This is a genomic window from Anaeromyxobacter sp. K, assembly GCF_000020805.1.
GTDB lineage: Bacteria > Myxococcota > Myxococcia > Myxococcales > Anaeromyxobacteraceae > Anaeromyxobacter > Anaeromyxobacter dehalogenans.
This window is the reverse complement of record NC_011145.1, coordinates 3,358,528-3,384,334: the sequence shown is the minus strand read 5'-3', so window position 1 is coordinate 3,384,334 and position 25,807 is coordinate 3,358,528. Positions and strand designations below refer to the sequence as shown.

The 25,807-nt window shown below is 75.1% G+C and carries 19 protein-coding genes; 12 read left to right on the top strand and 7 right to left on the bottom strand.

Annotated elements, in window-relative coordinates; translation table 11 throughout:
- The first annotated feature begins 106 nt into the window (after positions 1–106).
- Both ANAEK_RS15240 and ANAEK_RS15235 read left to right on the top strand, forming a co-directional pair.
- Complete coding sequence (locus ANAEK_RS15240) at positions 107–1,600, top strand: ATPase domain-containing protein (RefSeq protein ID WP_012527027.1); 1,494 nt, start codon at positions 107–109, stop codon at positions 1,598–1,600.
- On the top strand, positions 1,597–3,135 hold the full coding sequence (locus ANAEK_RS15235) for a hybrid sensor histidine kinase/response regulator (protein ID WP_012527026.1): 1,539 nt from the start codon (positions 1,597–1,599) through the stop codon (positions 3,133–3,135). The genes ANAEK_RS15240 and ANAEK_RS15235 overlap by 4 nt, the downstream gene beginning before the upstream one ends.
- 181 nt (positions 3,136–3,316) lie before the next feature.
- Here ANAEK_RS15235 and ANAEK_RS15230 read toward each other — a convergent pair whose 3' ends face one another.
- From ANAEK_RS15230 to ANAEK_RS15215, 4 genes are all read right to left on the bottom strand, one after another.
- Complete coding sequence (locus ANAEK_RS15230) at positions 3,317–5,425, bottom strand: ATP-binding protein (protein ID WP_012527025.1); 2,109 nt, start codon at positions 5,423–5,425, stop codon at positions 3,317–3,319.
- Complete coding sequence (locus ANAEK_RS15225; RefSeq protein WP_012527024.1) at positions 5,418–6,278, bottom strand: protein-glutamate O-methyltransferase CheR; 861 nt, start codon at positions 6,276–6,278, stop codon at positions 5,418–5,420. The genes ANAEK_RS15230 and ANAEK_RS15225 overlap by 8 nt, the downstream gene beginning before the upstream one ends.
- A 203-nt stretch (positions 6,279–6,481) precedes the next feature.
- Positions 6,482–7,903, bottom strand: coding sequence for a hypothetical protein (locus tag ANAEK_RS15220; protein WP_012527023.1), 1,422 nt, complete (start codon positions 7,901–7,903; stop codon positions 6,482–6,484).
- A 150-nt stretch (positions 7,904–8,053) separates the two neighbouring features.
- On the bottom strand, positions 8,054–9,088 hold the full coding sequence (locus ANAEK_RS15215) for an alpha/beta fold hydrolase (RefSeq protein ID WP_012527022.1): 1,035 nt from the start codon (positions 9,086–9,088) through the stop codon (positions 8,054–8,056).
- Between the two features lie 184 nt (positions 9,089–9,272).
- On the opposite strand from ANAEK_RS15215, the gene ANAEK_RS15210 reads away from it, so the two are divergent.
- On the top strand, positions 9,273–9,953 hold the full coding sequence (locus ANAEK_RS15210) for a hypothetical protein (protein WP_012527021.1): 681 nt from the start codon (positions 9,273–9,275) through the stop codon (positions 9,951–9,953).
- A 271-nt stretch (positions 9,954–10,224) separates the two neighbouring features.
- Positions 10,225–12,351 (top strand): M36 family metallopeptidase, encoded by a 2,127-nt coding sequence (locus ANAEK_RS15205; RefSeq protein WP_232288232.1) that lies wholly within the window; start codon positions 10,225–10,227, stop codon positions 12,349–12,351.
- Between the two features lie 63 nt (positions 12,352–12,414).
- Here ANAEK_RS15205 and ANAEK_RS15200 read toward each other — a convergent pair whose 3' ends face one another.
- Complete coding sequence (locus ANAEK_RS15200) at positions 12,415–12,726, bottom strand: TIGR04563 family protein (protein ID WP_012527019.1); 312 nt, start codon at positions 12,724–12,726, stop codon at positions 12,415–12,417.
- A 246-nt stretch (positions 12,727–12,972) separates the two neighbouring features.
- Between ANAEK_RS15200 and ANAEK_RS15195 the strand changes: the two genes are divergently transcribed.
- From ANAEK_RS15195 to ANAEK_RS15160, 8 genes are all read left to right on the top strand, one after another.
- Positions 12,973–14,814, top strand: a complete 1,842-nt coding sequence (locus ANAEK_RS15195) for a S41 family peptidase (RefSeq protein WP_012527018.1) — start codon at positions 12,973–12,975, stop codon at positions 14,812–14,814.
- A 214-nt stretch (positions 14,815–15,028) separates the two neighbouring features.
- Entirely contained in the window at positions 15,029–15,694 is a 666-nt protein-coding gene (locus ANAEK_RS15190) for a succinate dehydrogenase cytochrome b subunit (protein WP_012527017.1), read from the top strand.
- Between the two features lie 10 nt (positions 15,695–15,704).
- Complete coding sequence (locus tag ANAEK_RS15185; RefSeq protein WP_012527016.1) at positions 15,705–17,621, top strand: fumarate reductase/succinate dehydrogenase flavoprotein subunit; 1,917 nt, start codon at positions 15,705–15,707, stop codon at positions 17,619–17,621.
- Entirely contained in the window at positions 17,621–18,430 is an 810-nt protein-coding gene (locus ANAEK_RS15180; protein ID WP_012527015.1) for a succinate dehydrogenase/fumarate reductase iron-sulfur subunit, read from the top strand. Before ANAEK_RS15185 ends, ANAEK_RS15180 begins: the two co-directional genes overlap by 1 nt.
- Positions 18,431–18,515: 85 nt before the next feature.
- A complete protein-coding gene (locus tag ANAEK_RS15175) occupies positions 18,516–19,409 on the top strand; it encodes an ATP-binding protein (RefSeq protein WP_012527014.1) in 894 nt (297 codons plus the stop codon).
- Between the two features lie 125 nt (positions 19,410–19,534).
- The gene (locus ANAEK_RS15170; RefSeq protein ID WP_012527013.1) at positions 19,535–19,915 is read left to right on the top strand and encodes a hypothetical protein; all 381 of its coding nucleotides are present in this window, start codon (positions 19,535–19,537) and stop codon (positions 19,913–19,915) included.
- Positions 19,916–19,949: 34 nt separating this feature from the next.
- The gene (locus tag ANAEK_RS15165; RefSeq protein ID WP_012527012.1) at positions 19,950–20,138 is read left to right on the top strand and encodes a hypothetical protein; all 189 of its coding nucleotides are present in this window, start codon (positions 19,950–19,952) and stop codon (positions 20,136–20,138) included.
- Between the two features lie 23 nt (positions 20,139–20,161).
- Entirely contained in the window at positions 20,162–21,967 is a 1,806-nt protein-coding gene (locus ANAEK_RS15160) for a ThiF family adenylyltransferase (protein ID WP_232288231.1), read from the top strand.
- Positions 21,968–21,985: 18 nt separating this feature from the next.
- Here the strand turns inward: ANAEK_RS15160 and ANAEK_RS15155 are convergent, their stop codons facing one another.
- A complete protein-coding gene (locus tag ANAEK_RS15155) occupies positions 21,986–23,329 on the bottom strand; it encodes a M48 family metalloprotease (RefSeq protein WP_012527010.1) in 1,344 nt (447 codons plus the stop codon).
- A gap of 169 nt (positions 23,330–23,498) precedes the next feature.
- Complete coding sequence (locus ANAEK_RS15150; protein WP_012527009.1) at positions 23,499–25,448, bottom strand: carboxypeptidase-like regulatory domain-containing protein; 1,950 nt, start codon at positions 25,446–25,448, stop codon at positions 23,499–23,501.
- Positions 25,449–25,807 lie beyond the last annotated feature (359 nt).

Genomic DNA, 25,807 nt, shown 5'->3' with positions numbered 1-25,807 from the left:
CCGCGGCGGGGCGGGCCGGCGCTCGCTGCCCGATCGGGCACCGTGCGTCGGGTAGACTCCGGGAGCAGCGTACCGGACGCGAGAGGCCCACCCACCGGGAGGACGCATGCCGACGGCCGACGGACCCCTCACCCCACGCGCCGCCACCGGCATCCCCGGCCTGGACGACGTGCTCGGCGGCGGCTTCCCGCGGCGCCGCGTCCACCTGCTCCAGGGAACGCCGGGCGCCGGCAAGACCACGCTCTCGCTCCAGTTCCTGATGGAGGGCGTGCGCGAGGGCGAGTCCTGCCTCTACATCGCCATGTCGGAGTCGCGCGAGGAGGTGGAGAGCGTGGCCGCCTCGCACGGCTGGGATCTGGCCGGCGTCACGGTGTTCGAGGCGTCGGAGCTGGAGCCGGAGGAGGAGAACACCATCCTCGAGCCCGCCGAGGTGGAGCTGGGCGAGCGGATGGCCGCCATCCTCGCGGAGGTGGAGCGCGTCCAGCCGAACCGGGTGGTGCTCGACTCGTGCACCGAGCTGCGCCTGCTCGCGCAGACGCCCATCCGCTACCGCCGCCAGCTGCTCGCGCTGAAGCGACAGCTCGTCGAGAAGGATCGGACGGTGCTGCTGCTCGACAACCCGTCGCCCGAGTCGCCCGACGTCCTGGTCCAGAGCCTGGCACACGGGGTGCTCGTGCTCGAGCAGCTGAACCCGGAGTACGGCGCCGAGCGGCGGCGGCTGCGCGTGCTGAAGATGCGCGCCGCCGCCTACCGCGGCGGCCACCACGACTTCGCGATCCGCACCGGGGGGGTCACGGTGTTCCCGCGGCTGGTCGCGGCCGAGCACCGCGCCGTCCCCGCCCTGCCGGAGCGCTGCCCGAGCGGCCTCGAGGCGCTCGATCGCATGCTGGGCGGCGGGCTCGACCGCGGCACCAGCACGCTCGTGGTCGGCCCCGCCGGCGCAGGCAAGTCCACGCTCGCCACCCAGCTCGTCCATGCAGCCGCGCGGCGGGAGGAGCGCGCGGCGGTGTTCGCGTTCGACGAGCCGCGCGCCACCCTGTTCGCGCGGGCGCGTTCGACGGGGCTGGACCTGCTGCCGTTCGTGCAATCGGGGACGGTGCAGGTCACGCAGGTGGATCCGGCCGAGATCTCCGCCGGCGAGCTGGTCCACCTGGTCCGCAGCGCGGTCGAGGGCGGCGCGCAGATGGTGCTGATCGACAGCTTGAACGGGCTGCTCCAGGCGATGCCGAGCGAGGGCTCGATGGTGCTGCAGGTGCACGAGATGCTCAGCTTCCTCGCCGAGAAGCACGTCACCACCGTGCTGACGATGGCGCAGCACGGGATCCTCGGCGAGATGCTCGCCCCCGCGGACGTGACGTACCTCGCCGACACGGTCGTGCTCCTGCGCTACTTCGAGGCCGGCGGCGGCGTGCGGAAGGCGATCTCCGTCGTGAAGAAGCGCCTCGGGGCCCACGAGACCACCATCCGCGAGTACCTGCCCACGGCCACCGGCCTGCAGCTCGGCGGTCCGCTGGCGGACTTCCGCGGCGTCCTCACCGGCGTGCCCGACTTCGATCCGGGCGCCACCGGGGCGCAGCTGCTGCCCGTCCCGTTCCCATGAGCCGCCTGCACCGGTCCGAGCGCGTCCTGGTGCTCGCGCCCATCGGGCGCGACGCGGAGATCGCCTCGGCCGTGCTGCGGGCCGCGGGGCTGTCCGCGGTGGTGTGCCGCGACGTCGCGGCGGCGCTCGAGGAGCTGCGCGCCGGCGCGGCGGTGCTGGTGATCGCGCAGGAGGCGCTGGGCGACGGCGCGCGCGACGGGATCGGGGAGTGGATCGCGCACCAGCCGCCCTGGTCCGACCTGCCGGTGTTCGTCGTCACCGGCGGCGCGCCCCGCGTCGATCACGCGCGCGCGCTGCACCAGTTCTCCTGGCTCGGGAACGTGCTGCTGCTGGATCGGCCGCTGCGCCGCGCCACCCTCGTCAGCGTGGTGCGCTCCGCCATCCGCGCGCGGCAGCGCCAGTACGCTGCCCGCGAGGTGCTCGCCGCGCGGGAGGCGGACGTGACCGCCCGCGACCAGTTCCTGGCGATGCTGGGTCACGAGCTCCGCAACCCGCTCGGCGCCATCATCCTCGCGCTGGACGTGATCGACCGGCGCGGCGCGGCCGAGCCGCGGCAGCTCGACGTGGTCCGCCGGCAGTCGCGGCAGCTCTCGCGCCTGGTGGACGATCTGCTCGACGTCTCGCGCGTCACCTCGGGGAAGATCGCGCTCCACAACCACCGGGTGGAGCTGGCCGGCCTGGTGAGCCGCGCGGTGGAGGCCATGCAGCCGTCGGCCGCGGCCGCGGGGATCTCGCTGCGCGCGGAGGTCGCGCCCGGCGAGGTGCCGCTGGCCGGCGATCCGGTCCGGCTGGAGCAGGTGGTCGCGAACCTGGTGGGCAACGCCGTCAAGTACAACCGGCCCGGCGGCCACGTGGTGGTCGCGCTGGAGACGTCGGGCGACGAGGCGGTGCTCCGCGTGCACGACGACGGGATCGGCCTCGCCGAGCCCGACCTGGAGCGCGTGTTCGACACGTTCGTGCAGGTGGACACCGGGCTGGACCGCGCCCGCGGCGGTCTCGGGCTCGGGCTGACGCTGGTGAAGACGCTGGTGACCATGCACGGGGGCCAGGTGCGCGCGGACAGCGCCGGCCCGGGCAAGGGCAGCACGTTCACGATCCGGCTGCCGCTCGCGGCGCCGTCCGACCGGTCCGCCGGCGCGGATCGCGACGGCGCGGTCTCCGGGGCGCGATCGCGGCGCGTGCTGGTCATCGACGACAGCCCCGACATCCGCGAGGTGGCCCAGTCCGCGCTCGAGATGCTCGGGCACGTGGTGAGCGTGGCGGGGGACGGGCCGAGCGGGATCGAGCAGGCGATCCGCGGCGATCCCGACGTGGTGGTGATCGACATCGGCCTGCCGGGGCTGGACGGCTACGAGGTGGCGCGCCGGCTGCGGGCCGCGCGCGGCCGGGGCATGACCCTCATCGCGCTGACCGGCTACGGCCAGCCGGACGACCGGCGGCGCGCGCTGGAGGCCGGGTTCGACGTGCACCTCACCAAGCCGGTGGAGATCGAGGCGCTCCGCCGGGCCGTCGAGCGGCCCGCGCCGGACGCGTGAGCGGCCCTGCGGCGCCGCACAGAGCGCGTGAATCCATCCCCGGACCGAGCCAGGCGGTCGAGACGCGAGCAGCGCGAGGCGCGACGACCGAGCATGCCCGTCGGCATGTGAGGGAGGAGCAACGACGCGATGCGACGCGGATCGCCGCCGCGGCGACGGGAGGGGATTGTTTCACGTGCTCTCAGCCGCGCTGCCGGCGCGCCCCGGCCAGCAGCGCCTCGATGGCCTCGAAGCGGGCGGGCTTGGCGAGGTGCGCGTCGAAGCCGGCCTGCGCCGAGCGGGCCAGGTCGTCGGGCAGGGCGTAGCCGGAGAGGGCGACGAGCAGCACGGACGACAGCTCCGGATCGGCGCGCAGCGTGCGCGCCAGCTCGTAGCCGTCCATGTCCGGCAGCCCCAGGTCGCACACGATGGCGTCCGGGCGCGCCGTGCGGCAGCGCTCCAGCGCCTGCCGCCCGTCGAGCGCGATGTCGGCGTGGTGGCCCGCCAGCTCGAGCAGGTCGCGCAGCGTCTCGGCGGAGTCCGGGTTGTCCTCGACCACGAGCACCCGGCGCGGCGCGGCGGGGCGCGGCGCCGCCGTGTCCGCGGCGCGGACCGGCACGCCGTCGAGCGGCAGCTCCACCGTGAAGGTCGCCCCGCGTCCTGCGCCGGCGCTCGCGGCGTCCACCGTGCCGCCGTGCAGCTCGACCAGCCCCTTCACCAGCGCGAGCCCCAGCCCCAGGCCGCCGCGCGTCCGCGCCAGGGTCCCCTCCGCCTGCACGAACGGCTGGAACAGCCGCTGCAGCACGTCCGGCGGCATCCCGATGCCGTCGTCGCGCACCCGGACCCGGGCTCGCCCCGCCGGCGTGGCGTCCACCGCGACCGTCACGGTCCCGCCGCCGTCGGTGAACTTGGCCGCGTTCTGCACCAGGTTGCCCACGACCTGCGCGATGCGCGCCGCGTCGGCGTGGACCCACAGCTCGCGCTCGGGCACGTCCAGCGCCAGGCGGAGGCCGCGCGCCTCGAGCAGCGAGCCGAGGTCCTCGGCGGCCTGCCGCACGGCCGTGCCCAGCTCCAGGTGCGTCCGGCGCAGCTGGATCTTCCCCTGCGTGATGCGGGCGACGTCGAGCAGATCGTCCACCAGCCGCGCCAGGTGCGCCACCTGGCGCGCGATGACCTGGCGCGCGTGACGGCCCTGCGCGCCCGAGGGATCGCCGCGCTCGAGGACGGTGAGCGCGTTCAGCACCGGCGCCAGCGGGTTCCGCAGCTCGTGCGACAGCACCGCCAGGAACTCGTTCTTGCGGCGGTCGGCCTGCGACAGCGCCTCCACCAGGTGCGAGAGGCGCGCGTCGCTGGCCCGGAGCGCCTCGCCCTGCGACTGGAGCTCCTCGTTCTGGGCCTGCAGCTCCTCGTGCTGCACCTGGAGCTCCTCGTTCTGACCGTGGAGCTCCTCCTCCTTCGACTGGAGCTCCTCGTTCTGGGCCTGCAGCTCCTCGTTCTGCGCCGCGAGCCGCTCCTCGCGATCGCGCAGCTCCGCCGCCATCGCCGCGAACGCCCGCGCCAGCTCGGTCAGCTCGCCGCGCGGCCCGCCGTCCGCGGCCTGCGCCTCCAGCCCGGCCGCGGCCGAGTAGTCCCCGGCGGCGAGCCGGCGGGCCGCGTCCACCAGCCGCTTCGCCGGGCGGCGCACCTCGGTGACGACCACCCAGGCGGTCGCCGCCAGGAGCAGGGCCACGGCGGCGAACGCGAGCACCAGCGTGCGGACGGTGTCGCGCTGGTACGCGAGGATGGTGTGGCTCGCGCCCGCGTCGTGCCGCTGCTGGATCGCGGAGAAGCCCCGGAGCAGCTCCAGCAGCTCCTCGCGCATCGGCGGCAGGGTCGCCTCGCGCGCGCGGATCGCGGCGTCGTCGCCGCCGGTCGCCACGACCGTGCCGAGCGCCACCGCCGCCTTCTCGAAGGGCGGGACCGCCGCGAGGATCCGGTCGGCCAGGGCGGCCCCCTCGCCCTGCTTCGGCACCGCCCCGAAGCGCGCCGCGGCCCCCTCCAGCCGGCGCAGCGCCCCCTGCAGCGCGTCCATCCGCGCGGGCTCGGGCATGAGCGCGTACGCCCGCGCGGTCAGGCTCAGGTGCAGCACCGCGCTCTCGAGCGACGCCGCCGCGGCGGCGCGCGGGCCGATGACGTCGAGCTGCGCGTCGGCGCTGGCCGCGATCCGCCCCTGGAGCGTGACCGCCAGCGCCACGAGGCCGGCCAGGAGCGCGCCGGCGAGCGCGAACCCGAGCGACACCCACGTCCCGATGGAGAGGTCCGGCCTACGCATCGGCGCTCCCACGGATCGCGCGGAACAGGCGGGCGCGGCGGTCGAGGATCTCCAGCCGCCCGCCGCCCAGCGCCGCGGGCCACTCCGCCGGGCCCAGCCAGAGGAGCCCGCCCGGCGCGAGCGCATCGAGCAGCAGCTCCAGCGCGCGCCGCTGCAGCGCGGGCTGGAAGTAGATGAGCGTGTTGCGGCACGCGACCAGGTCGAACCGGCGCGGGTCGGGGGGAGCGCGCGCCGCGGAGAGATCGTGGCGGAGCGCCCGCACCCGCGCCCGGATGGCCGGGTGGACGCGGAACGCGGCGCCGGCTGTCCCGAGCGCCGGCGTCAGGTAGCGATCCCGGTAGGTCGGGGGCAGCTCGCCGAGCGCCGTGGCGGGGTAGGTCGCCGCCTCCGCCGCGGCGAGCGCGTCCGGCGCCACGTCGGTCGCGACCACGTGCGGCCCGGCGGGCGCGCCCAGGTCGTCGAGGAGCATGGCGAGCGAGTACGGCTCCTCGCCGCGGGCGCAGCCGGCGCTCCAGACGGCCAGCGGTCCCGGCGCGGCCGCCAGGCGCGCGGCCAGCGCCTCGCGCACGCGCTCCACGGCCGCCGCGTCCCGGTAGAAGCGGCTCACCTTCACGGTCAGGCGCGCGAGCAGGTCGCCGGCCAGCCGCCGATCCGCCCGGAGGCGGTCCAGGTACGCCGCGCTCGAGCTCGCACCGGCGGCGATCATGGCGGTGCGCACGCGGCGCTCGACGGTGCCGCGCCGGTAGCCGGTCAGGTCGAGGCCGTAGCGCGTGCGGACGACGGCGAGGATCTCCGCCAGGTGGACGTTCGGGAGCCGATCCGCCGGTGCGCTGGAGCGCGCGAGATTCGTCATGTCTCCTCGGGAAACCGCGGCGTGCCGCCGGAGCGTGCGGCGGCGCGGCCGGGAGGGCGAGCATACCCGAGCCATCGGGCCGCGCGACCGCCCGGCTCGTTCCCTCGTCGGGGCCGTCCGCCGGGGCTGAACGCGCCGCCCTGGCGCGGCGCCCGCACGGACCGCTGGGGCCCGCAGAGGGCCCACCCGGCCGCCCGGTGGCGTCAGAGCGCCCGCAGGAACGCGACCAGGTCGCCCTTCTCGCCCTCGGTGAGGCGCAGGCCGAAGCGCGCGTCGTAGAAGCCGACGACGCTCGCCAGGTCGGGGGCCGACCCATTGTGGAAGTACGGTGCGCGCCCGGCCAGCCCGCGCAGCGTCGGGCCCTTGAAGCGCCCGATGTCCTTCCACCGGCCCGTGACGAGCGCGCGGCCTGGGTCGGTCGTCCGCGTCAGCTCGCCCGTCGCCCGGTCGCGCAGCGTGTACACGGGCAGGCCGGACGCGTCCAGCCCGCCCGGCGGCTCCGGCAGGTCGGTGCCCACGCGCAGCGGCGCCGGGACGGAGTGGCTGCCCGCGTGCGGGGTGTCGTGGCAGGTCGTGCAGGTGCCCTGGACGACGGGCAGGCCCAGCTCGTCGTTCAGCCCGGAGACGCCGGTGATCGCGATCGGCAGGTGGTCGAACAGCTCCTGGCCGCGCGCGATCGCCGCCCGCGCCTCGCGCCGCGACCCCTGCCAGGCGGTGAACTCGTCGAACACCGCCGGGTCGAACGGGCCGCCGTCGAACGGGTCGTTCACCCCGAACGTGAACGGCTGCGCCGAGAGCACGCGCGGCCCGCCGCTGGCGCCGCCCGACGTGAGCCGGCCGGCGCCGTCGTCGCTCGCCTGCGCCGTGTACAGCTGCAGCTCGAACGCCACGATGGCCTGCCGCTGGGCGTCGCCGAGCGGCGCGGCCGCCTGCGCGTGCCCGAGCGTGGCGACGTTCGCCTGATCCGCGAGCTCCAGCGCGAGCGGCGCGTACCCACCCGGCTGGCTCGCGTCGGGGAAGGTCTCGCGCCCGTCCCACATCACGGTCGAGAGGAACCGGAGGTTGGTGGCGGGCAGCGGGCGCCGGAACAGCGAGAGCTCGGCGGCGCTCGCGTGGCCGTACGGATCCTGCACGTCGACGAGCTCGAACTCCGCGTCCGGCGGGACCCCGAGGCCGATGCGGATCAGCCCCCGCGACAGGAGCAGCGCATACGCGCTCCGGCGCGCCTCCACCGTGGACACGTCCGCGTCCGGCGAGGTCGCCCCGTCCACCGGGCGGAAGATCGGATCGGTTCCGCCGGTCGCGTCGAAGCGGTCCCGGAGCCTCGCCGGGGTGATCGTCATGTTGTCGCGCACGTCGTGGCAGGTCGCGCAGGCGCGGCCGTTCGTGCCGAGCGCCTGGAAGAACGGGTTGCCGGGGTCGATCACCCGCCCGCCGGAGGCGTTGATCGTCTGCGCCGCCCCTGCCGCGTTCGGCGCCGTGAAGACGCTGCCGGCGCGGTCGGCCGCCAGCGCCTCGCGCGCGGCCGCGTCCACCGGCGCTCCCGCGTCCGCGGCGGGCTGCCCCTGGCAGGCGAGCGCGCACAGCGCGAGGGACGCGGTGAACGACGCGATCGATGCCCGCATGTGCAGCTCCCGAGCCCGCGCCGCCACGCGGCGAGCGTTCCCCGCAGGATGCGCACGCGGGGCCAGTGCGCGCACGTCAACGGGCGCTTCACCTCGGCCGTGGTGGGGACGCTCGTGGGAGGGGGCGCGCCGGGAGCCGGCCGCGGCCCGCTACCGCAGGAACTCGAGGAGCGCCTTCTCGAACGCCGGGAATGCCTCGACCTGGGGGACGTGGCCGATGCCGGGGAGCTCCACCAGGTCGGCGCCGGGGATCCGCCGCTGCGCCGCCTTCCCGAGGCGCGTGTAGTCGCCCATGGTCTCGCGCACGGCGGCGGGCGCCAGCGGCCGGCCGATGGCGGTCCGATCCCGGAGGCCGATCACCAGGCGCGTGGGCACCGCCAGGCGCTCCAGCTCGTGCACCACCGGCTGCGTGACGATCATGTCGTAGGTGAGCGCGCTGTCCCATGCGACCCGCGGCCAGCCGGGGTGCAGCGTCCACCCTGCGAGCAGCCGGGTGTGGGCCTCGTACTCCGGCTTCCAGGCGCCGTCGTAGTACGCCTTGCGCTGGTACTCGCGGACCGAGGCCGGCGTCTGCTTCAGCTCCTGCGCGTACCACTGGTCCACCGTGCGCGGCGGCAGGAACGCGGCGTAGTCCTCGAGGCCGATCGGGTTCACGAGCAGGAGGCGCTCGGTGGCCTCCGGGTACTCGAGCGCGTAGCGCACCGCGAGCATCCCGCCCATCGAGTGCCCCACCACGGCGGTGCGCGCGACGCCGAGCGATGCGAGCAGCGCCCGGGTGTTGGCGGCGAGCTGCACGAACGAGAACTGGTAGCGCTCGGGCTTGCTGGACTTGCCGAAGCCGAGCTGGTCGGGCGCGATCACGCGGAAGCCGGCGCGGTTCAGCGCGGCGATGGTGTCGGCCCAGGTGCCGGCGTGGAAGTTCTTGCCGTGGAGGAGCAGCACGGTCCGGCCGTTCGGCGCGGCGGCAGGCGCGTCGATGTAGGCCATGCGCAGCCGCTGGCGCTGGCTGTCGAGCTCGAAGAAGGAGACCGGGAGCGGGTACTCGAACCCCGTCGCCTCCGGGTCGATGGCGCCCGCCGGGACCTGCGCGGCGGGCGCGCGAGCCGCCGCCCCGGCGCAGGCGAGCGCGAGCGCGGCGAGCGGCGCCAGCAGGGAGGGGAGGGCGGTGCGGCGTGGCGAGGGCATGGGGGCGGGCTCCGGGGTGGGGCGCCGCGGCCCGCGGCGCGGGCAGGGGTGTAAGGGCGCGGCCGCGGTCGCGCACGGGGACCGCCCGCGGACGCGGGACTTGCCCTCGCCGCGCGGCCGGGCACAATCACCCTCCGTGAGTGCCCGCCGCGCGATCCGCCGGCGCGCCCCGGAGACCGACTCAATGACCACGCCATGCCGCCGCACGCTCCGCCTCGCGCCCCTGCTCGCCCTCGCGCCGCTGCTGCTGGGCGGCTGCGCCACCCTCTTCACCGGCACGCACGACACGCTCACGTTCGACGCGAACGCGCCCGGCGTGCGGCTCACCATCGACGGCCAGTACCGCGGCGAGCTGCCGCTCACGATCGACATGTCGCGCAACTTCATGGGCGGCCGCCAGTTCGTGGCCCGGTTCGAGGCCCCCGGCTACGCGACCCAGGAGTTCGCGCTGGAGCGCGCGTTCAACCCGGTCGCGATCCTGGACGTGAGCAGCACCCTGGTGTCGGGCGGCGTGGACGTGCTCACCGGGTCGCTCATGAAGTTCTCGCCGCGCGAGTACCACGTGCAGATGGTCCCGGAGGGCCAGGCGGCCGACGCGCCCGCGGCGCGGCGCAGCGCCGAGCTGCACCGGTTCGCGCTGAACGGGTTCCGCGACCTGCAGAAGGACCTCGCGCGCGGGGGCGGCGAGTCGCTCTCTACGTTCGCGGCCATGGTCGGCGGGGACGACGCGACCGCCCGGCGCGTCGTGGAGGCGTCGGTGCGCGGCGCCCCCGGGCTCCTGGCCGCGCCCACCGCGCCCGTGTTCGTGCACCGCTTCGACGCGCTGCTGGCCGCGAGCCCGGAGCTCGCGGGCTGCCGCCTCTAGCGACGCCGGCGTCGACGCGCTGCGCCAGCGGGGCATCCGGCCACGCCGCACCCCACCGCGGCACGAGCGGCGTCACCTCTCCGGGCCCGGACCAGCCCGGGACCATTCCCCCGCCGCCCTCGCACGGCTATTGGCAGGGTTCCGGGTCGCGGCGCGCCCGCGGAGGACGCGGCCGCCCCGGGCTCGATCCAGCGGGGGTTTCGCCATGCGTGATGCAGTCGGTCCAGGTCGTCGGGTCCGCGCCGCCGTCGGTTGCGCGCTGCTCCTCCTCGTGGCCGCGCCGGTCGGCGCCGCCGCCGCGCCCGGCGCGCGCGTGTACCGCGGCGGGCCCGGCGGGGCGCTCACCCCGCCCTCGCGGGCGCCGGCGACGGACGTGGTGGCGGGGTTCCTGCGGTCCCACGGGGCGACCCGCGCCGCGGTGGACGGCCTCGCCGTCGCGGCGGAGTCGCGGGGCCGGGGCGGGATCACCCACCTCCGGCTCGAGCAGCGCGCCGGCGGGCTGCGGGTGGCGGGCGCCTACGCGCGCGCCGCGGTGGACGCCTCTGGGCGGCTGATCCACCTCGTGGACGTTCTCGCGCCCGTGGCCGGGGGCGGCGTCGCGCCGGCGCGCGTCACGGCGGCGCAGGCGCTCGAGGCCGCGCTGCGGCGGCTGGGGTACCTGCCCGCCACCGCGCCCGCGGCGACCGGGCGCGACGGCGAGCTCACGGTCTTCGCGCGCGACGCGGCGCGGTTCCACGCCGCGCCCACGGTGGAGCGCGTGGCCATCCCCGAGGCGGGCGGCGCGCTGCGCGCCGGCTTCCTGGTCGAGACCTGGAGCGAGCGGGGCAACCTCCTGCACCACACGCTCGTCGCGGGCGACGGGGCGATCCGCTCGGTCGAGCTGCGCACCGCGAACGACAGCTACGCCGTGTTCGTGGAGGATCCCTCCAAGACGCCGCAGGCGGTCGTCTCCGGGCCGGCGCCCGGCGGCGCGGAGTCGCCCGTCGGGTGGCTCTACCCCGGCACCCAGTCCACCATCGACATCGCCGGCAACAACGTGAACGCCTACCTCGACGCGGACGCGAACAACCGGCCCGACCGCGGCGGCACGGCGGTCACCGACGGGAACTTCCTCACCGCGGCCGACCTGACCGCGCAGCCCTCCACGTCGGGGAACCGCGCGGTGGCGGTCCAGAACCTGTTCTACCTGAACAACGTGATCCACGACGTCCTGTACGTCCACGGCTTCGACGAGGCGGCCGGGAACTTCCAGGACTCCAACTTCGGGCGCGGCGGGAAGGAGCGGGACTCGGTGAACGCGGAGGCCCAGGACGGCGGCGGCACCGACAACGCGAACTTCGCGACGCCCACCGACGGGCGCTCCCCGCGCATGCAGATGTACCTGTGGAACGGCCCGGTCCCGCCGCTCGAGGTGGTGGTGAACGCGCCCGCCGGGATCGCCGGGAGCTACGACGCGGCCGGCGCCGAGTTCGGCCCGTCGCTCACCACCGCCGGCGTCACCGGGGACGTGCTGCTGGTGGACGACGGCACCGGCACGGCCACCGACGGCTGCGAGGCCGTCCAGAACGCGGTCTCCGGGCGCATCGCGCTGGTGGATCGCGGCGGCTGCAACTTCACCGTGAAGGTGCTGAACGCGCAGGCGGCGGGCGCGGTGGCGGTGATCGTGGCGAACAACCAGGGCGGCGACGCGATCTTCACCATGGGCGGGACCGAGCGGAAGATCCGGATCCCGGCGGTGATGATCTCGCAGAACGACGGCGCGACGCTGAAGGGCGCGACCGGCGTGAACGCCACCGCGCGGCGGAAGGACCCGGCGCCGCTGATGGTGGACGGCGATCTCGACTCCGACGTCGTCTTCCACGAGTACGGGCACGGCCTCACCTGGCGCATGATCGGCGGCATGAGCGGCCCGCTGGCCGGCGCGGTCGGCGAGGGCATGAGCGACGTGCTCGCGGTGGTGATGAACGAGGACGACCGGGTCGGCGAGTACGCGGCGAGCAACCCGCTCGGCATCCGGACCGCGCCGTACACCGGCTACCCGCGCACCTACGGCGACGTGGCCGGCACCGAGGTCCACCTCGACGGCGAGGTGTACGGGGCCATCGGCTGGCGCCTGTTCCAGTCGTTCCAGACTGCCGGGCTGGGCAAGTCGCTGCTGCTCGACTACCTGGTGGACGGGATGAACTACACGCCGTCCACGCCCGCGTTCGAGGACATGCGCGACGGCATCCTCCAGGCGGTGTCCGCGGCGGCGAGCCCGGACGCGGCGGCGCACGCGTGCCTGGTGTGGGACGCGTTCGCCGCGTATGGCGTCGGCGTCGGCGCGCTCGGCACCGTGGACGCCTCGGGGGCGGTGACCGTGACGGAGTCGTTCGCGAAGCCGGCCGGGTGCCCGTAGCCGGTTCGTGCGGGGCGGGGGCCGCGCGCGAACCGCGCGCGCCCGCCCGCGCGTCGCGCACGTTCAGCCCGCGAGCTCGCGGTCGAACTTGCCCTTCAGGAACTCCCGCACCTGCTCGGAGGGCTCGCGCCGCTCCATCGTCGCCGGGAGCGGCGCGCTGCGCTCGCGAGGGGCGTGCGCCGGGGCCGGGCCGCGCGCGATCTCACCGCTCGCGTTCACCGACGGGAAGCGCTTCAGCTCGTTCCGGGCGAGGCGCCATGCCTGCTGCACCGTCCACGAGAGCGAACGATCGAGGCGCACCGCCTCGCTCATGATCTCGCGGAGGGTCTCCTCCGGGAAGTAGAGCGACTGCTTCTGCTTGTCCGTTGCGGCCATTCCTGCGTCCTCCCACAGTGGGCCCCATGGTACGCACGCCGGCAGTTTCCGCAAATTTGGCGCGACCTTGACATCCGCGTGCCCATCTGCCGGGGCGAGGGAGCGCGCGGAGACGAGGTGCGGAGGACGCGCACATCGCGCGACACCGCGCGCGTTGGAGGTGCGTCCAGCGGAATGTCTCGCGCCTGGTGAGGCGTTCGAGGGGAGCGCGCGGGGCCCTCGCCCCGGCGCGCCCCTCCCGCACCGATGCGTCCCGTCCTGCTCCTCCCGCTCGCCGCGCTCCTCGCGCTGGCCTCCCCGCTGCCCGCGGCGAACGCCTCGGCCGCGGCGCCCGCGCCCGGATCGGCCGCCTGCGAGGCCGCGCCGGCGCCCGCGCCCGCGGCCTGCGACGGCGAGGGTCCGCTCTGCCCCGCGGCCGAGCGCGCCCGGATCGCCTGCGAGCTCCGGCAGGCCATCGAGGCGCGGTACGTCTTCCTCACCACCAAGCCGTACACGCTCGCCGCCGCCGGCCGCCCGGCGTTCGATCCACGCGCCCACCTCGAGGCGTGCGTCGAGGGCGAGCGAGCCGTCGCGGTCGAGCGCGATCCGCTCCGGTTCTACGACCGGATGCGCCGCTGCGTGGCCGGGTTCGAGGACGGGCACCTGCTGCTGCGGGTGCCCTCCGGCGCGCCCCAGGTCGCGCTCGGCGTCGGCCTGCGCCTCGCCTCCGACGGCCGGGTCTACGTGGCGAGCCGCTCGCCGGCGCTGGGCCAGGCGCTGGCGAGCGCCGGGTTCGACGACCCGGGTGCGCTGCTCGCGCCCGGCACCCGCGTCGTCGCGATCGACGGCCGCCCGGTGCGCGAGGCGATCGACGTGCTCGCCGCGCACCTGCCGGGCAGCTCGGCCGCGGCCCGCGACGAGCGCGCCGTGGACGCGCTCACCCGCCGCGACTTCCTGCACCCCGACCGCGCCACCGCCGCGCTGACCGTGATCGCCCGCGGCGCCCGCCGGACGGTGCGCCTGCCGTGGTGGGCCTCGCCGGGCGCGGAGCGCGGCGCGCTGGGCCGTGCGCTCCTGGCCCGCACCGGGATCCGGACGGCCGGCCTGGGCGAGGCCGCGGCCGCGCTGGTGGACGGCGGCGACCCGGCCGGCGGAGCGCGCCGGACCGACTCGATCTTCGCGCCGGAGGAGGCGGCCGCGCTCCGGACGTACACCGGCGACGGCGGCGGGCCGGCGGCGCGCCTCGGCGAGGTGCCGGGGCCGGCGGGGCAGCCGGTGTGCTACGCGCAGCTCCTCTCGCTCCACACCGAGGCGCTCTCCGCGGACGGCGAGCGCCGCCCGTTCACCGAGGTGCTGGGCGAGTTCCTGCGCGCCTGCGACGCCCGGGGCGCCGATCTGGTGCTCGACCTGCGCCAGAACGGCGGCGGGTACCTGTCGCACTCGACCGCACTGGCGCGGATGCTCCTGCCCGCCGGCGCGTCCTCGCCGGGCGGCGCGCTGGTGCTGCGCGCCACCGAGTTCAACGAGGGCGTGTACCGCGAGCGCGCGCCGATGCTGGGCGGCGCGCCCGCGGTGGGGTTCCGGTCGCGCTCCGAGCCGGAGCGGGTGCTCGAGTCGATCCGCGGCGCGCGGAAGGCGGGCGACGACTTCACCCCGGCGCTGCTGGAGCCGCCGCTCCGGCCGGACCCGGCCGAGGGCGGGTTCGGCGGCCGCGTGGTGGCGCTCACCTCGCCCTCGTGCATGAGCGCGTGCGAGCGGCTCGCCGGGCTCCTCCGCGGCGGCGGGCGCGCGGTGCTGGTGGGCGGCCCGACCGAGGGCGCCGGCGGGAGCCAGCAGGAGGCGAAGGGGCTCGCCGCGCGCTGGACCGACTCGCGCGGGCGGCTCTCGGTGTCCATCCCGAACGCGGCCATGGGCGTCCAGCCGCCCGGCGGCGCCGGCGAGCAGGCCTCCGCCGACGACTTCTTCGCGGCGCTGGCGCTGGAGAACCGCCCGGTGGAGCCGGATCGACGGTACGCGACCACGCGCGCCGATCTGGTGGAGCACGGCCGCGGGTGGCGCGAGCAGGCCTGGGCGGCGCTGGAGCACGAACGTCCGCTCGGGCGCCCCTGACGGGCGCCTGCTCGATCCGATCGCTGGCGCTGTAGCACCCTGCCGGGATCGCAGGCAGGGGATCGCCCAACCTTGCGACAAAACCGACTTCTCCCGTCCTTGACGTGCCCCAAGGGGTCGCAGCTATGGTGCCATTCCGCGCACTCCTGTTCAGGGCGCGAGGCGACACCGTCTCGGCGGCGGAAGCTCATCCACGAAGAAGGGATACGGCTCAATGCGACTGTTCTCGGACTCGATTGGCAGGAAGATCGTGATGGCCGTGACCGGCCTCATCATGGTCCTGTTCGTCGTCGGTCACCTGCTCGGAAACCTCTCGATCTTCAACGGGCCGGACGGCATCAACGCCTACGCGGAGAAGCTCCACCAGCTGGCGCCGCTGGTGTGGGGCACGCGGGTGGTCGTGGGGCTCTCGGTGGTGCTGCACGCGGTCCTCGCGGTGCAGATCACGCTGGAGAACAGCGCCGCCAACCCGACGCGCTACGCGGTCCAGCGCAGCCTGAAGGCCACGTTCTCGGGCAAGACGATGATCTGGACTGGCCTCATCCTGGGCGCGTTCATCGTCTACCACCTGCTCCAGTTCACGCTGCGCGTGACCCCGGGCCTCGTGCTCGGCCAGGACGGGCTCGGCCGCTTCGACGTGTTCGGCATGGTGGTCCAGCAGTTCCGGCTCGTGCCCATCGCCGCGATCTACGTGGTCGGGATGATCGCGCTGTTCCTCCACCTGAAGCACGGCATCCAGAGCACCTTCCAGACCCTCGGCCTGAGCAACAACACGCTGCTGCCGCGGTGGGGCGTGCTCGGCAAGACGCTGGCCGGGATCCTGCTGGTCGGCTTCGGCGCCATTCCGCTGCTCATCCTCGCCGGCATCGCCGGGAACTAAGGGAGACACCGTGATCCTCGACGGAAAGGCACCTACCGGCCGCATCGAAGAGTCGTGGGACAAGTACCGCTTCGACCTGAAGCTGGTGAACCCCGCGAACAAGCGGAAGTTCAAGATCCTGGTGGTCGGCACCGGCCTGGCCGGCGCCTCGGCGGCCGCCACGCTCGGTGAGCTCGGCTACAACGTGGAGACGTTCTGCTACCAGGACTCTCCGCGGCGCGCGCACTCCATCGCGGCGCAGGGCGGCATCAACGCCGCGAAGAACTACCCGAACGACGGCGACAGCATCTACCGGCTGTTCTACGACACCATCAAGGGCGGCGACTTCCGCGCCCGCGAGGCCGACGTGTGGCGCCTCGCGCAGGTCAGCAACAACATCATCGACCAGTGCGTCGCGCAGGGCGTGCCGTTCGCGCGCGACTACGCCGGCTACCTGGACAACCGCTCCTTCGGCGGCGCGCAGGTGTCCCGCACCTTCTACGCGCGCGGCCAGACCGGCCAGCAGCTCCTGCTCGGCGCGTACTCGGCGCTGTCCCGGCAGATCAAGGCCGGGACGGTGAAGCTGTTCCCCCGCACCGAGATGCTGGACCTGGTGGTGGTGGACGGCGAGGCGAAGGGCATCACGGTCCGCGACCTGGTCACCGGGGAGATCCGCACGCACGTCGGCGACGCGGTGGTGCTCGCCACCGGCGGCTACGTGAACGTGTTCTACCTGTCCACGAACGCGATGGGCTGCAGCGTCACCGCGATCTGGAAGGCGCACAAGAAGGGGGCGTACCTCGCGAACCCCTGCTTCACGCAGATCCACCCCACGTGCATCCCGCAGGCCGGTGACTACCAGTCGAAGCTGACGCTCATGTCCGAGTCGCTCCGCAACGACGGCCGGATCTGGGTGCCGAAGAAGAAGGAGGACTGCAACAAGCCGCCGAACGAGATCCCCGAGGAGGATCGCGACTACTACCTCGAGCGGAAGTACCCGACGTTCGGCAACCTCGCCCCGCGCGACATCGCGTCCCGCGCCGCCAAGGAGCAGTGCGACGAGGGCCGCGGCGTCGGCCCCGGCGGCCGCGGCGTCTACCTCGACTTCGCCGCCTCCATCAAGCGGCTGGGCGAGAACGTGGTCCGCGAGCGCTACGGCAACCTGTTCGAGATGTACGAGCGGATCACCGACGAGAACGCGTACAAGCAGCCGATGCGCATCTACCCGGCCCCGCACTACTCGATGGGCGGCCTCTGGGTGGACTACAACCTGATGAGCAACGTCCCCGGCCTGTTCGTGCTCGGCGAGGCGAACTTCTCGGTCCACGGCGCGAACCGCCTGGGCGCGAGCGCGCTGATGCAGGGCCTGGCGGACGGCTACTTCGTCATCCCGAACACCATCGCCGGCTACCTCGCGACGACCAAGCCCGGGAAGGTGAAGGCCGACCACCCCGAGTTCAAGAAGTCGGTGGAGGAGGTGCAGGGCGCCTCGAAGAAGCTGCTCGGCATCAACGGCAAGAAGACCGTCACCGAGTTCATCCGAGAGCTCGGCACGACGATGTGGGAGGACGTCGGCATGGCCCGCAGCAAGGAGTCGCTCACCAAGGCGCTCCAGAAGATCCCGGCCATCCGCAAGGAGTTCTGGGAGAACGTGAAGGTCTCGGGCAAGGGTGAAGAGCTCAACCAGCAGCTCGAGAACGCCGGCCGCACCGCCGACTTCCTCGAGTTCGCCGAGCTGCTCGCGCGCGACGCCCTGAACCGCGAGGAGTCCTGCGGCGGTCACTTCCGCGTCGAGCACCAGTACCCGGACGGCGAGGCGAAGCGCGACGACGCGAACTTCTGCTACACGGCCGCCTGGGAGTTCAAGGGAATCGGCAAGGAGCCGGAGCTCCACAAGGAGCCGCTCAAGTTCGAGAACGTCCACCTCGCGGTGAGGAGCTACAAGTAATGAGCGCGCACGCTTCCGAGCACGGGACGATGAACCTGAAGCTCATCGTCTGGCGGCAGGCCGGTCCCAACGAGCCTGGACGCTTCGAGACCTACGACGCGAAGGGCATCACGCCGCATCACTCCTTCCTGGAGATGCTGGACGTGGTGAACGAGGACCTGATCAAGCAGGGCAAGGACCCGATCGTCTTCGACCACGACTGCCGCGAGGGCATCTGCGGCGCCTGCTCGGCCGTGGTCAACGGCGTCCCGCACGGCGGCTACAAGCGCACCACGCTCTGCCAGCTGCACATGCGGAAGTTCAAGGATGGCGACGCGATCTACCTCGAGCCCTGGCGCGCCCGCGCGTTCCCCATCATCAAGGACCTGATGGTGGACCGCGGCGCCCTCGACCGCCTCATCCAGGCGGCCGGCTGGACGTCGGCCCACACCGGCGGCGTCCCCGACGGCAACTCGACGCCCATCCCGAAGCGCGCCGCCGACTACGCCATGGACGCGGCCGAGTGCATCGGCTGCGGCGCCTGCGTGGCGGCCTGCCCGAACGGCGCGGCGATGCTGTTCGCCGGCGCCAAGGTGTCCCAGCTCGCCGAGCTGCCGCAGGGCCAGGTGGAGGCGCCGGAGCGCGTCGCCGCCATGATCCAGGCGATGGCCGACAACGGGTTCGGCAACTGCTCGAACCACTACGAGTGCGAGGCCGCCTGCCCGAAGGGCATCGACGTGAAGTTCATCGCCCGCCTGAACCGCGAGTTCCGCAAGGCGCTGGTGATGGACAAGGTCGGCGCGCTGAAGAAGTCCGAGAAGGCGGAGTAGCCGACGCGGACCGCTTGACGGCATGAGGCGGGGCAGGGGCGCGCGCGTCCCTGCCCCGCTGCGTTTCTGGCGCACGGAGGGCGGAATGAGCCTCGACCCCGAGCTGATCGAGCGGCTGAAGCGGGTGCTGGCGGCGGTGGAGCCGCTGCTCCCGCGGCCCGCGGTGCCCGTCGACTGGGCCGCCTGCCACGCCGCCAACTGGCACCGCAGCACCTTCGCCGGGACCCTGGAGCCGGTCCCCAGCATCGAGGGCATCCGCCTCGAGGACCTGCTCGGCATCGAGCCGCAGAAGAAGGCGCTGGAGGACAACACCCGTCAGTTCCTGGCCGGCCTGCCGGCCAACAACGCGCTGCTCTGGGGCGTGCGCGGCACCGGCAAGTCGTCGCTGGTGCGGGCGCTCCTGCACGCCTACGCGGACCGCGGCCTGCGCATCATCCAGGTGGACAAGGACGACCTGGTGAGCCTGCCCGCCATCGTGGACGCGGTGAAGGGCCAGCCGTACCGGTTCGTGCTGTTCTCCGACGACCTGTCCTTCGGGCCCGGCGACGCGAGCTACAAGGTGCTGAAGAGCGCGCTCGACGGCTCGGTGTACGCGCTGCCCGACAACGTCCTCATCTACGTCACCTCGAACCGCCGGCACCTCGTGCCGGAGTACGAGAGCGACAACCGCGGCGCCATGATGGTGGAGGGCGAGATCCACCACGGCGAGGCGGTGGAGGAGAAGATCTCGCTGTCCGGGCGCTTCGGCCTGTGGGTCGGCTTCCACACCTTCAGCCAGGACCTCTACGTGGACGTGGCGCGGCGCTGGGCGGGGAAGCTGTGCGAGCGCACCGGCGTGAACGTCCCCTGGACGCGCGAGGCGGAGACCGCGGCGGTGCTCTGGTCGCAGCGCAAGGGCGACCGCAGCGGCCGCATCGCCTACCAGTTCGCCTGCGACTGGGTGGGCCGCAGCGTCATGGAGCAGCAGCGGGGATCCTGAGGCCGGCGCGCTCGCGCCACCTCCCGCGCCCGGCGAGCCGCGCGCGCCCCGCGCCGCCCGCCCGCAGGGCCGCCTCTCCCCCCGGGGCGGTGCCCGCCGGGCCCGGCGAGGCGAACTCTTGGACGATGGGCCTCGCCTGCTTCGTCGACGGCTTCGGCCGGGTGCTCCGCGATCGGGCGCGGGCGGAGGGGAGCCTCCCGTCGAGCACCCGCTACCTCGCGGTGGAGGGGGTGAGCGGCTGGCTGTTCCCGATCGTCAGCGAGCTGGGCGATCCGTACCAGCTGTTCCTCTGGTTCGACGGGGCCGGCTACCAGGTGAAGCTGGTCGAGCCGCAGGTCCTGGGGCGCTTCGATCCGCACGCCTGCCACGTCTTCCCCGACGGGCGGCTGTGCCTCTCGAGCGAGGTTGGCGGCGGGATGGGGTCGCTGGAGGACGCGTACGCGCGCAGCGTCCTGTGGTGCAACGGCTTCAGCGTGTTCGCGCGCGAGGGGCGGTTCCCGTTCTAGCCCCCGCGCACGCGGGGCTCCGGAGGAGGCAGGCATGTCGCAGACGGTTCTCGAACGACTTCGCGAGGCGATGCGGGACGAGCGGCGCGACCCGGCCCCCCGGGCGCCGGAGGCGCGCGGCCGCGTGTGGGTGACGCCGGACGGCCGGGTGGTGATCGGCGTGGAGCAGGGCGACGCCGAGCAGCGCATGCTGTCGAGGGTGCACCCGGCGGTGTTCGCGTAACGGCAGGGCGGCGCGTGTGGTGCGTGGCCGACTGGGTCCTCCGCGCCCTCGACGCGGAGCTCGGCGGCCATCCGCCGGAGCGCGGCGGCGCGCTGCTCGGTCCGCCGGGGCGGCCGCTCCTCACGCGGTTCGAGCCGGATCCGGCGGCGCACGCCAGCGCCAGCCGGTGGGCACCGTCGGCGGGGCTGGGGGAGCGGGTCACCGCGCTCGAGCGCGGCGAGGGGCTGGAGCTGAAGGGGCTGGTGCACTCGCACCCCGGCTCCCTCGACCAGCCCTCGGCCCAGGACGCGCGCGAGCTCGCCGCCGGGCTCGCGCTCAACCCGCACCTCGCCTGCTACCTGGGCCCGATCGTCTCGCTCGAGCCGCCCGCCGGCCTGGGCGCGCACGAGGTGGCGCTGGCGCGCGGGAAGCTCTCGCTGTTCGCCGCGCGCCGGAGCCGGGGCGGCGGCGCCGAGGTCGCCCCGGAGCCGCTCCGCGCCATCCCGCTGCTCCGCGACCTGGAGCGCGCCGCGAAGGCGCTCGGCGGCGGGCGCGCCGAGGCGTTCGTCACCGACGCCGGCGAGGGGCCGCTGCTCGCCGGTCGCCTGCGCCTCGACGGCGGCGGCGAGCTGCTGGTGCTCGCCGGCGAGCACTACCCGGCGCTGCCGCCGGTGGCGCTCGCCGCCGGCGAGGGCGAGGGCAGCGGCCAGCTCGCGCTCCCGTGGCCGCTCGCGCTCGCCGAGGACGAGCGGCTCGCCGCCGCGCTCGCGGCGGTGCTGGAGGGGCACGGCCCGCGCCGGCGCGCGTACGGGCCGCCCGGCGGCCCGGCGCTGACGCGCGACCCGGGACGAGCACGGCTGGCGGGCTGGACCGCGCGGCTCGCGGACGGCGGGCCGGAGGCGCGCGAGGCGGCGCGGCGCGGCGGGCTGCGCGCGCGGAGCGCGGCGCGGCTGCCCGAGGCGCTGCGCGAGCGCGCCGTGCTGGTGGCCGGGTGCGGGTCGGTGGGCTCGTACCTGGCCGAGCTGCTGGCGCGGGCCGGCGTGGGGCGGCTCGCGCTCCTCGACCCGGAGGTGGTGGAGCCCGCGAACCTCTCGCGCACCGTGTACGCCGCCGAGGACGTGGGCCGGTCGAAGCCGGAGGCGCTGGCCCGGCGGCTGCTCGCGGTGGAGCCGTCGATCGCGCTGGCGCTCGAGCCGCGCGCGGTGGACGGGCTCCCGCCGGCGGCGCTGGACGCGCGGGTGCGCGAGGCGGACCTCGTGCTCGCCGCCACCGACGATCCCGCGGCGCAGCGCGCCCTCGACCGCTTCGCCTACGCGCGCGGGCGCCCGGCGCTGTTCGTGGGCCTGTACGCGGGCGCGCAGGGCGGCGAGGTGATCCTCACGGTCCCGGGCCGGACCGCGTGCTACCTGTGCGCGACCCGGAGCCGCCACGGGCTGGAGCGCGCCGGCGGCCGGGTGGCGCGCGAGCTGGACTACGGCACCGGGCGGCTGCGGGGCGAGGTCGCGCTCGCCGCCGACGTGCAGCACGTGGCGAGCGCCGCGGCGAAGCTGGCGCTGGCGCTGCTGGCGCCGGAGGGCGACGCCGGGCCGGGGCCGTTCGCGGAGCAGGTGATCGCGTCCGGCGCCACCTACCTCACGCTCTCGACCGTGCCCGGCTACTGGTTCTACCCGCAGGTGTTCGGCGACACGCCGGGGCAGGGCGCGTACCAGTCGGTGTGGCTCACGCCGGCGCGCGCCCCGGACTGCCCCGTGTGCGGGCCGCCCGAGGCGCGCTGCGATCCGCTCGAGGTGCCGCGCCGGACGCCCGACGCCGCGGCCATCGCCCGCGCGCTGCGCGACGCCGGCGCCTGAGGCCCCGGGCGCCGCCGGCTAGAACACGTCCTCCGGCGACACGCGCACCGGGACGCCCGCCGCGTCTCCCTCGCCGAAGACCGGCTGGCGCGCCAGCTTCGGCTGGAAGCGGCACGGCGAGCCGGGCGCGATGAGGTTGCCCTCGCCGTCCTCCAGCGGCTCCCACACCATCCAGGCGGCGTAGACCCCGTCGCCGTCGGCGTCGCTCTCGGCGCACGCCGCGAACGCCTGGCGGCCGTCCTGCGTCCGGCCCACGCCCACCGTGTACACGTGGTGCCCGCCCGCCGGGGGCTGCCACCCGAGCTCGCGCGCGGCGGCCAGCTCCGCGTCCGCGAACGCGGCCGGCGTGCGGGTGGCGGCCTCGCCGAGCTGCAGCTCGCGGAAGCTGCCGTCCTTCTCGTGCGCGGCCACCTCGGCGCGGTACAGGGCCTCGAGGGCGGCCTGCGCCCCGGCGTCCTTCGCCTTGAGCTGGTAGCGCACGAAGTTCGGGATGGCGATGGCGGCCAGCGTGCCCACGATCGCCACCACCATCACCGGCGCCGCGCCCGCGCCGCCGCCGAGCGCGCCCAGCGCCGGCGCGAAGATCCAGCCCGCCACGCTGCGGCGCACCGGGCGCGCGGACCCGGGGGCGCTCAGCTCGTGCAGCGCGGCCACGCGCTTCGAGAGGAACGGGTGGTAGGAGGTGAGCTCGAGCACGGTGGGCCAGAACGCGCCCGCGTCGTCGCGCTGCGAGGCGAACGCCGCCAGGTCCACCCGCGCCGCGATCCGTCCGCCGGCCGACAGCACCACCAGGCCGCGCATCGACTGCTCGAGGTCGCCCGCCGCGGCGAGGCCGCAGCGATCGCAGGTGTACTCGCGGGCCCGGGCGTAGGCGGCGCCCAGCCAGGGCACGAGCGCGTAGGGGAGCAGGAACGCGTTCCACTTCAGGTGCCCGGCCGCGAAGTGGCCGAGCTCGTGGCCCACCACGAAGTCCACCTGGCGCGGATCCTCGCAGTGGTCCACCAGGTCCGAGAGCAGGATCACGTAGCGCCGCGAGAGCAGCTTGGTGGCGAACGCGTTGAGCAGGCCGCCGCCGTTCATCACGTAGACCGCCGGGACGTCCTCCAGGCCGAGGCGGGCCGCGGCGGCCTTCACGCGCGCGTGGAGGTCGGGGAGCTGCCGCTCGTCCACGCGCACGGCGTTCGTGCGCACGTGGGCGAGGAACAGCGCGTGCGCGCCGAGGACGAACAGGGCGCCGAGCAGCGCGTACAGGAGGCCGACGACGGAGACGACGGCGACCAGCCAGACGAGGCCGGAGAAGATCGCGCCGGCGACGAAGAGCGGCTTCTCCTTGGGGGAAACGAGACGCGGGTCGAGGGCCATGTGCACTCCAGGTGTTGGAGCGCGCACGATAGCAGACGGACCGTGAAGCGCGAGCGTCGCCGGTGTGCGGCGCGCGCGGCGGGTGGGCGCGGATGTGCGAGCCGGCGCCGCCCCCGGCGCCGCAGGCAGCGGCACCGGGGACGGCCGGTCCTTCACGCGGCCCGCGACGTCACGGACCGTTGTGGCAGTGGAAGCAGCCCACCGGCGTGCCGGCGGTCAGCGTCCGGCCCATCAGCGTGCGCGTCGCGAACATGCGCGAGAGCACGGTGCCGCGGTAGTCGGTCCCGTGGCACGCCTGGCACGCGGTCAGGTCGGCCTCCGCCACCGCGCTGTGGGCCCGCACCCAGGCGTCGCCCACCGGGTGCATGCCGTGCGGGCCGCCCAGGCCCATGGTCGGCGGCGACAGGTGGCAGGTGCTGCACTCGCCCACCGTGCCGGAGTGGCCCTGGAGCTGGGTGGCGGCCACGTCGTCGTTCGCGTTGCCGGACCAGATCGCGTGCGTGCTGCCGTGGCACGCCTCGCAGGCGAGCCCGCCGTGGCCCTTGCTGTGCCGGTACAGCTTGCCCGGCTCCTCGGCGAAGCGCCGGTTCGAGGCCAGGATGGGCGACGCGGAGGGATCGCCCGCCCGGAACGCCTCGTTGAAGCGCAGCCCGTCGTCTGCGAGCGGCGGCGCGCTCGCCAGCGTGGTCTTCGAGACCGCGTCGTTCGCGTGGCAGCTCTGGCAGCGCGGCTCGTCCCTCCACGGGCGGCGCGGCGCGCCGTCCCCGGTCCCGTCGACGCTGCCGCCCGCGAGGAGCGGGACCGCGCCGCCCACGGCCGCCATGTCGCCGTGGCAGTTCTGGCAGGCGAGCTTCGAGCTCATGGCGCCGCGCAGGCACTGCGTCTGCGCGCCGGGGTGGCACTGGTAGCAGGCCTGCTGCGCCGCGGGCGGGATGGTGCCGCCCACCGGGACCGGCGCGTCCCACAGCCCGGCCACCTTGTCGGCGTGGAAGCCGTGCATCACGCTCGACATGGTCGGGTGCAGCGCCTGCTGCGGCGAGGGCCCGGTGCCGGCGAGGTCGAGCGCCGGCGAGTAGTGGCACGAGGCGCAGAGCACCGGCGCCTGCTGCCGGAGCGCGGTGCCGTGCTCCGCGTCGTGGAGCGCGAGCACGTTCTGGCGCGCCTGCGCCTCCAGGTCGGGGTCCGCGGACCAGGCGATCCCCGGCTCCGCCGCGGCCACCTTGCCGGTCGCGTGGCAGTTCTGGCACGAGGTCTCGTCGGAGACCGGCAGCACCACGTCGGTGGCGGCGAGCGCGGTGCCGGCCTTGTCGTACGCGGAGAAGCGCAGGAGCGGGTAGGGGTTGGTCCGCCCGGCGTCGTCGATCGGCAGGATGGGGATGCCCGGCGCGTGGAACAGGCCCAGGCCGGCGTCCCAGGACAGCGTGGTGCCGCTCGCGTCCGGCGCGTCGGCCGGCATCCACAGGCCCATCAGGCCGGCGCCCTCCGGCAGGGCGGCGCCGTACAGCGTGGCCGCGTACGTCCAGAAGTCGGTCTTGCCCTTGCTGGTCGAGTTGATGGAGCCGGTCGCGTCCGCGATCGCCGCGTAGCGCAGGTCCACCTGCGAGGCGTCGAGGAGCACCGGCTTGCCGCTCGCCTGGAGCGCGACCACCTGTGCGTTCACCACGTTGTACGGGGGCAGGATCGAGAACACCGCGAAGCTCCGGTCCACGCAGTGCATCCCGAGATCGTTGTTCGCGAACACGCGGTACGCGCCGCCCGACGGCGGCGGCGGCGCGGTGGGCGCGAGCGCCCAGTCCAACTGCACGGCGCCGCGCTTCGGGACGCCGACCGTCTGCGTCGCGCTGGCGTAGCCCGCCCTGGAGGCGGTCAGCGTGACGGTGCCCGCGCGCTCGGCGAGCGCGTAGGCGCCGTCGGTTCCGCTCGTGGCGGAGCGCTGGCCGTCGCTCACCACGGCGCCGGCGATCGGCGCGCCGGCGGTGTCGCGGACCGTCCCGGTGACGCCGGTGGCCGCGCTCCTGGCTGCGTCGGCGGCGCGGGCCGCATCCGACCCCGAGCCACCGCCGCAGGCGGACGCGAACGCGCCCGCCGCGACCGCGGCCAAGATGATGCCTCGTCTCATGGAACCTCGCCCTTCACCCCTCGTGTGGATGCCGGGCGCCCCGCCGGCAGAGGAGATGGTGCGCGGTTCCCGCGAACCGGTTCGTACGTTCGTCGTATGTTCGCGGGACAAAGATGGGGCCGCGATATCGGGCGATGGGTGGAGCCCGCACATTCGCCGCCGCGCACCCACCTCGCCCGCGGCCCGCGTGGGCGCGCGCCGGAGCGCCGGACGCGCCGTTGAATGGCCCGGCGGGCTCCTGCGTCAGGTGGCCAGCGCGCACCGAGCGGGCCAGCGGCTGCCCGGCCGTCCGGGCGCGTCCTTGACGCCTTCCGACCAACCTGCTGATCATGCCGGCCCGCGGGTGGCCTCCTCCCGCC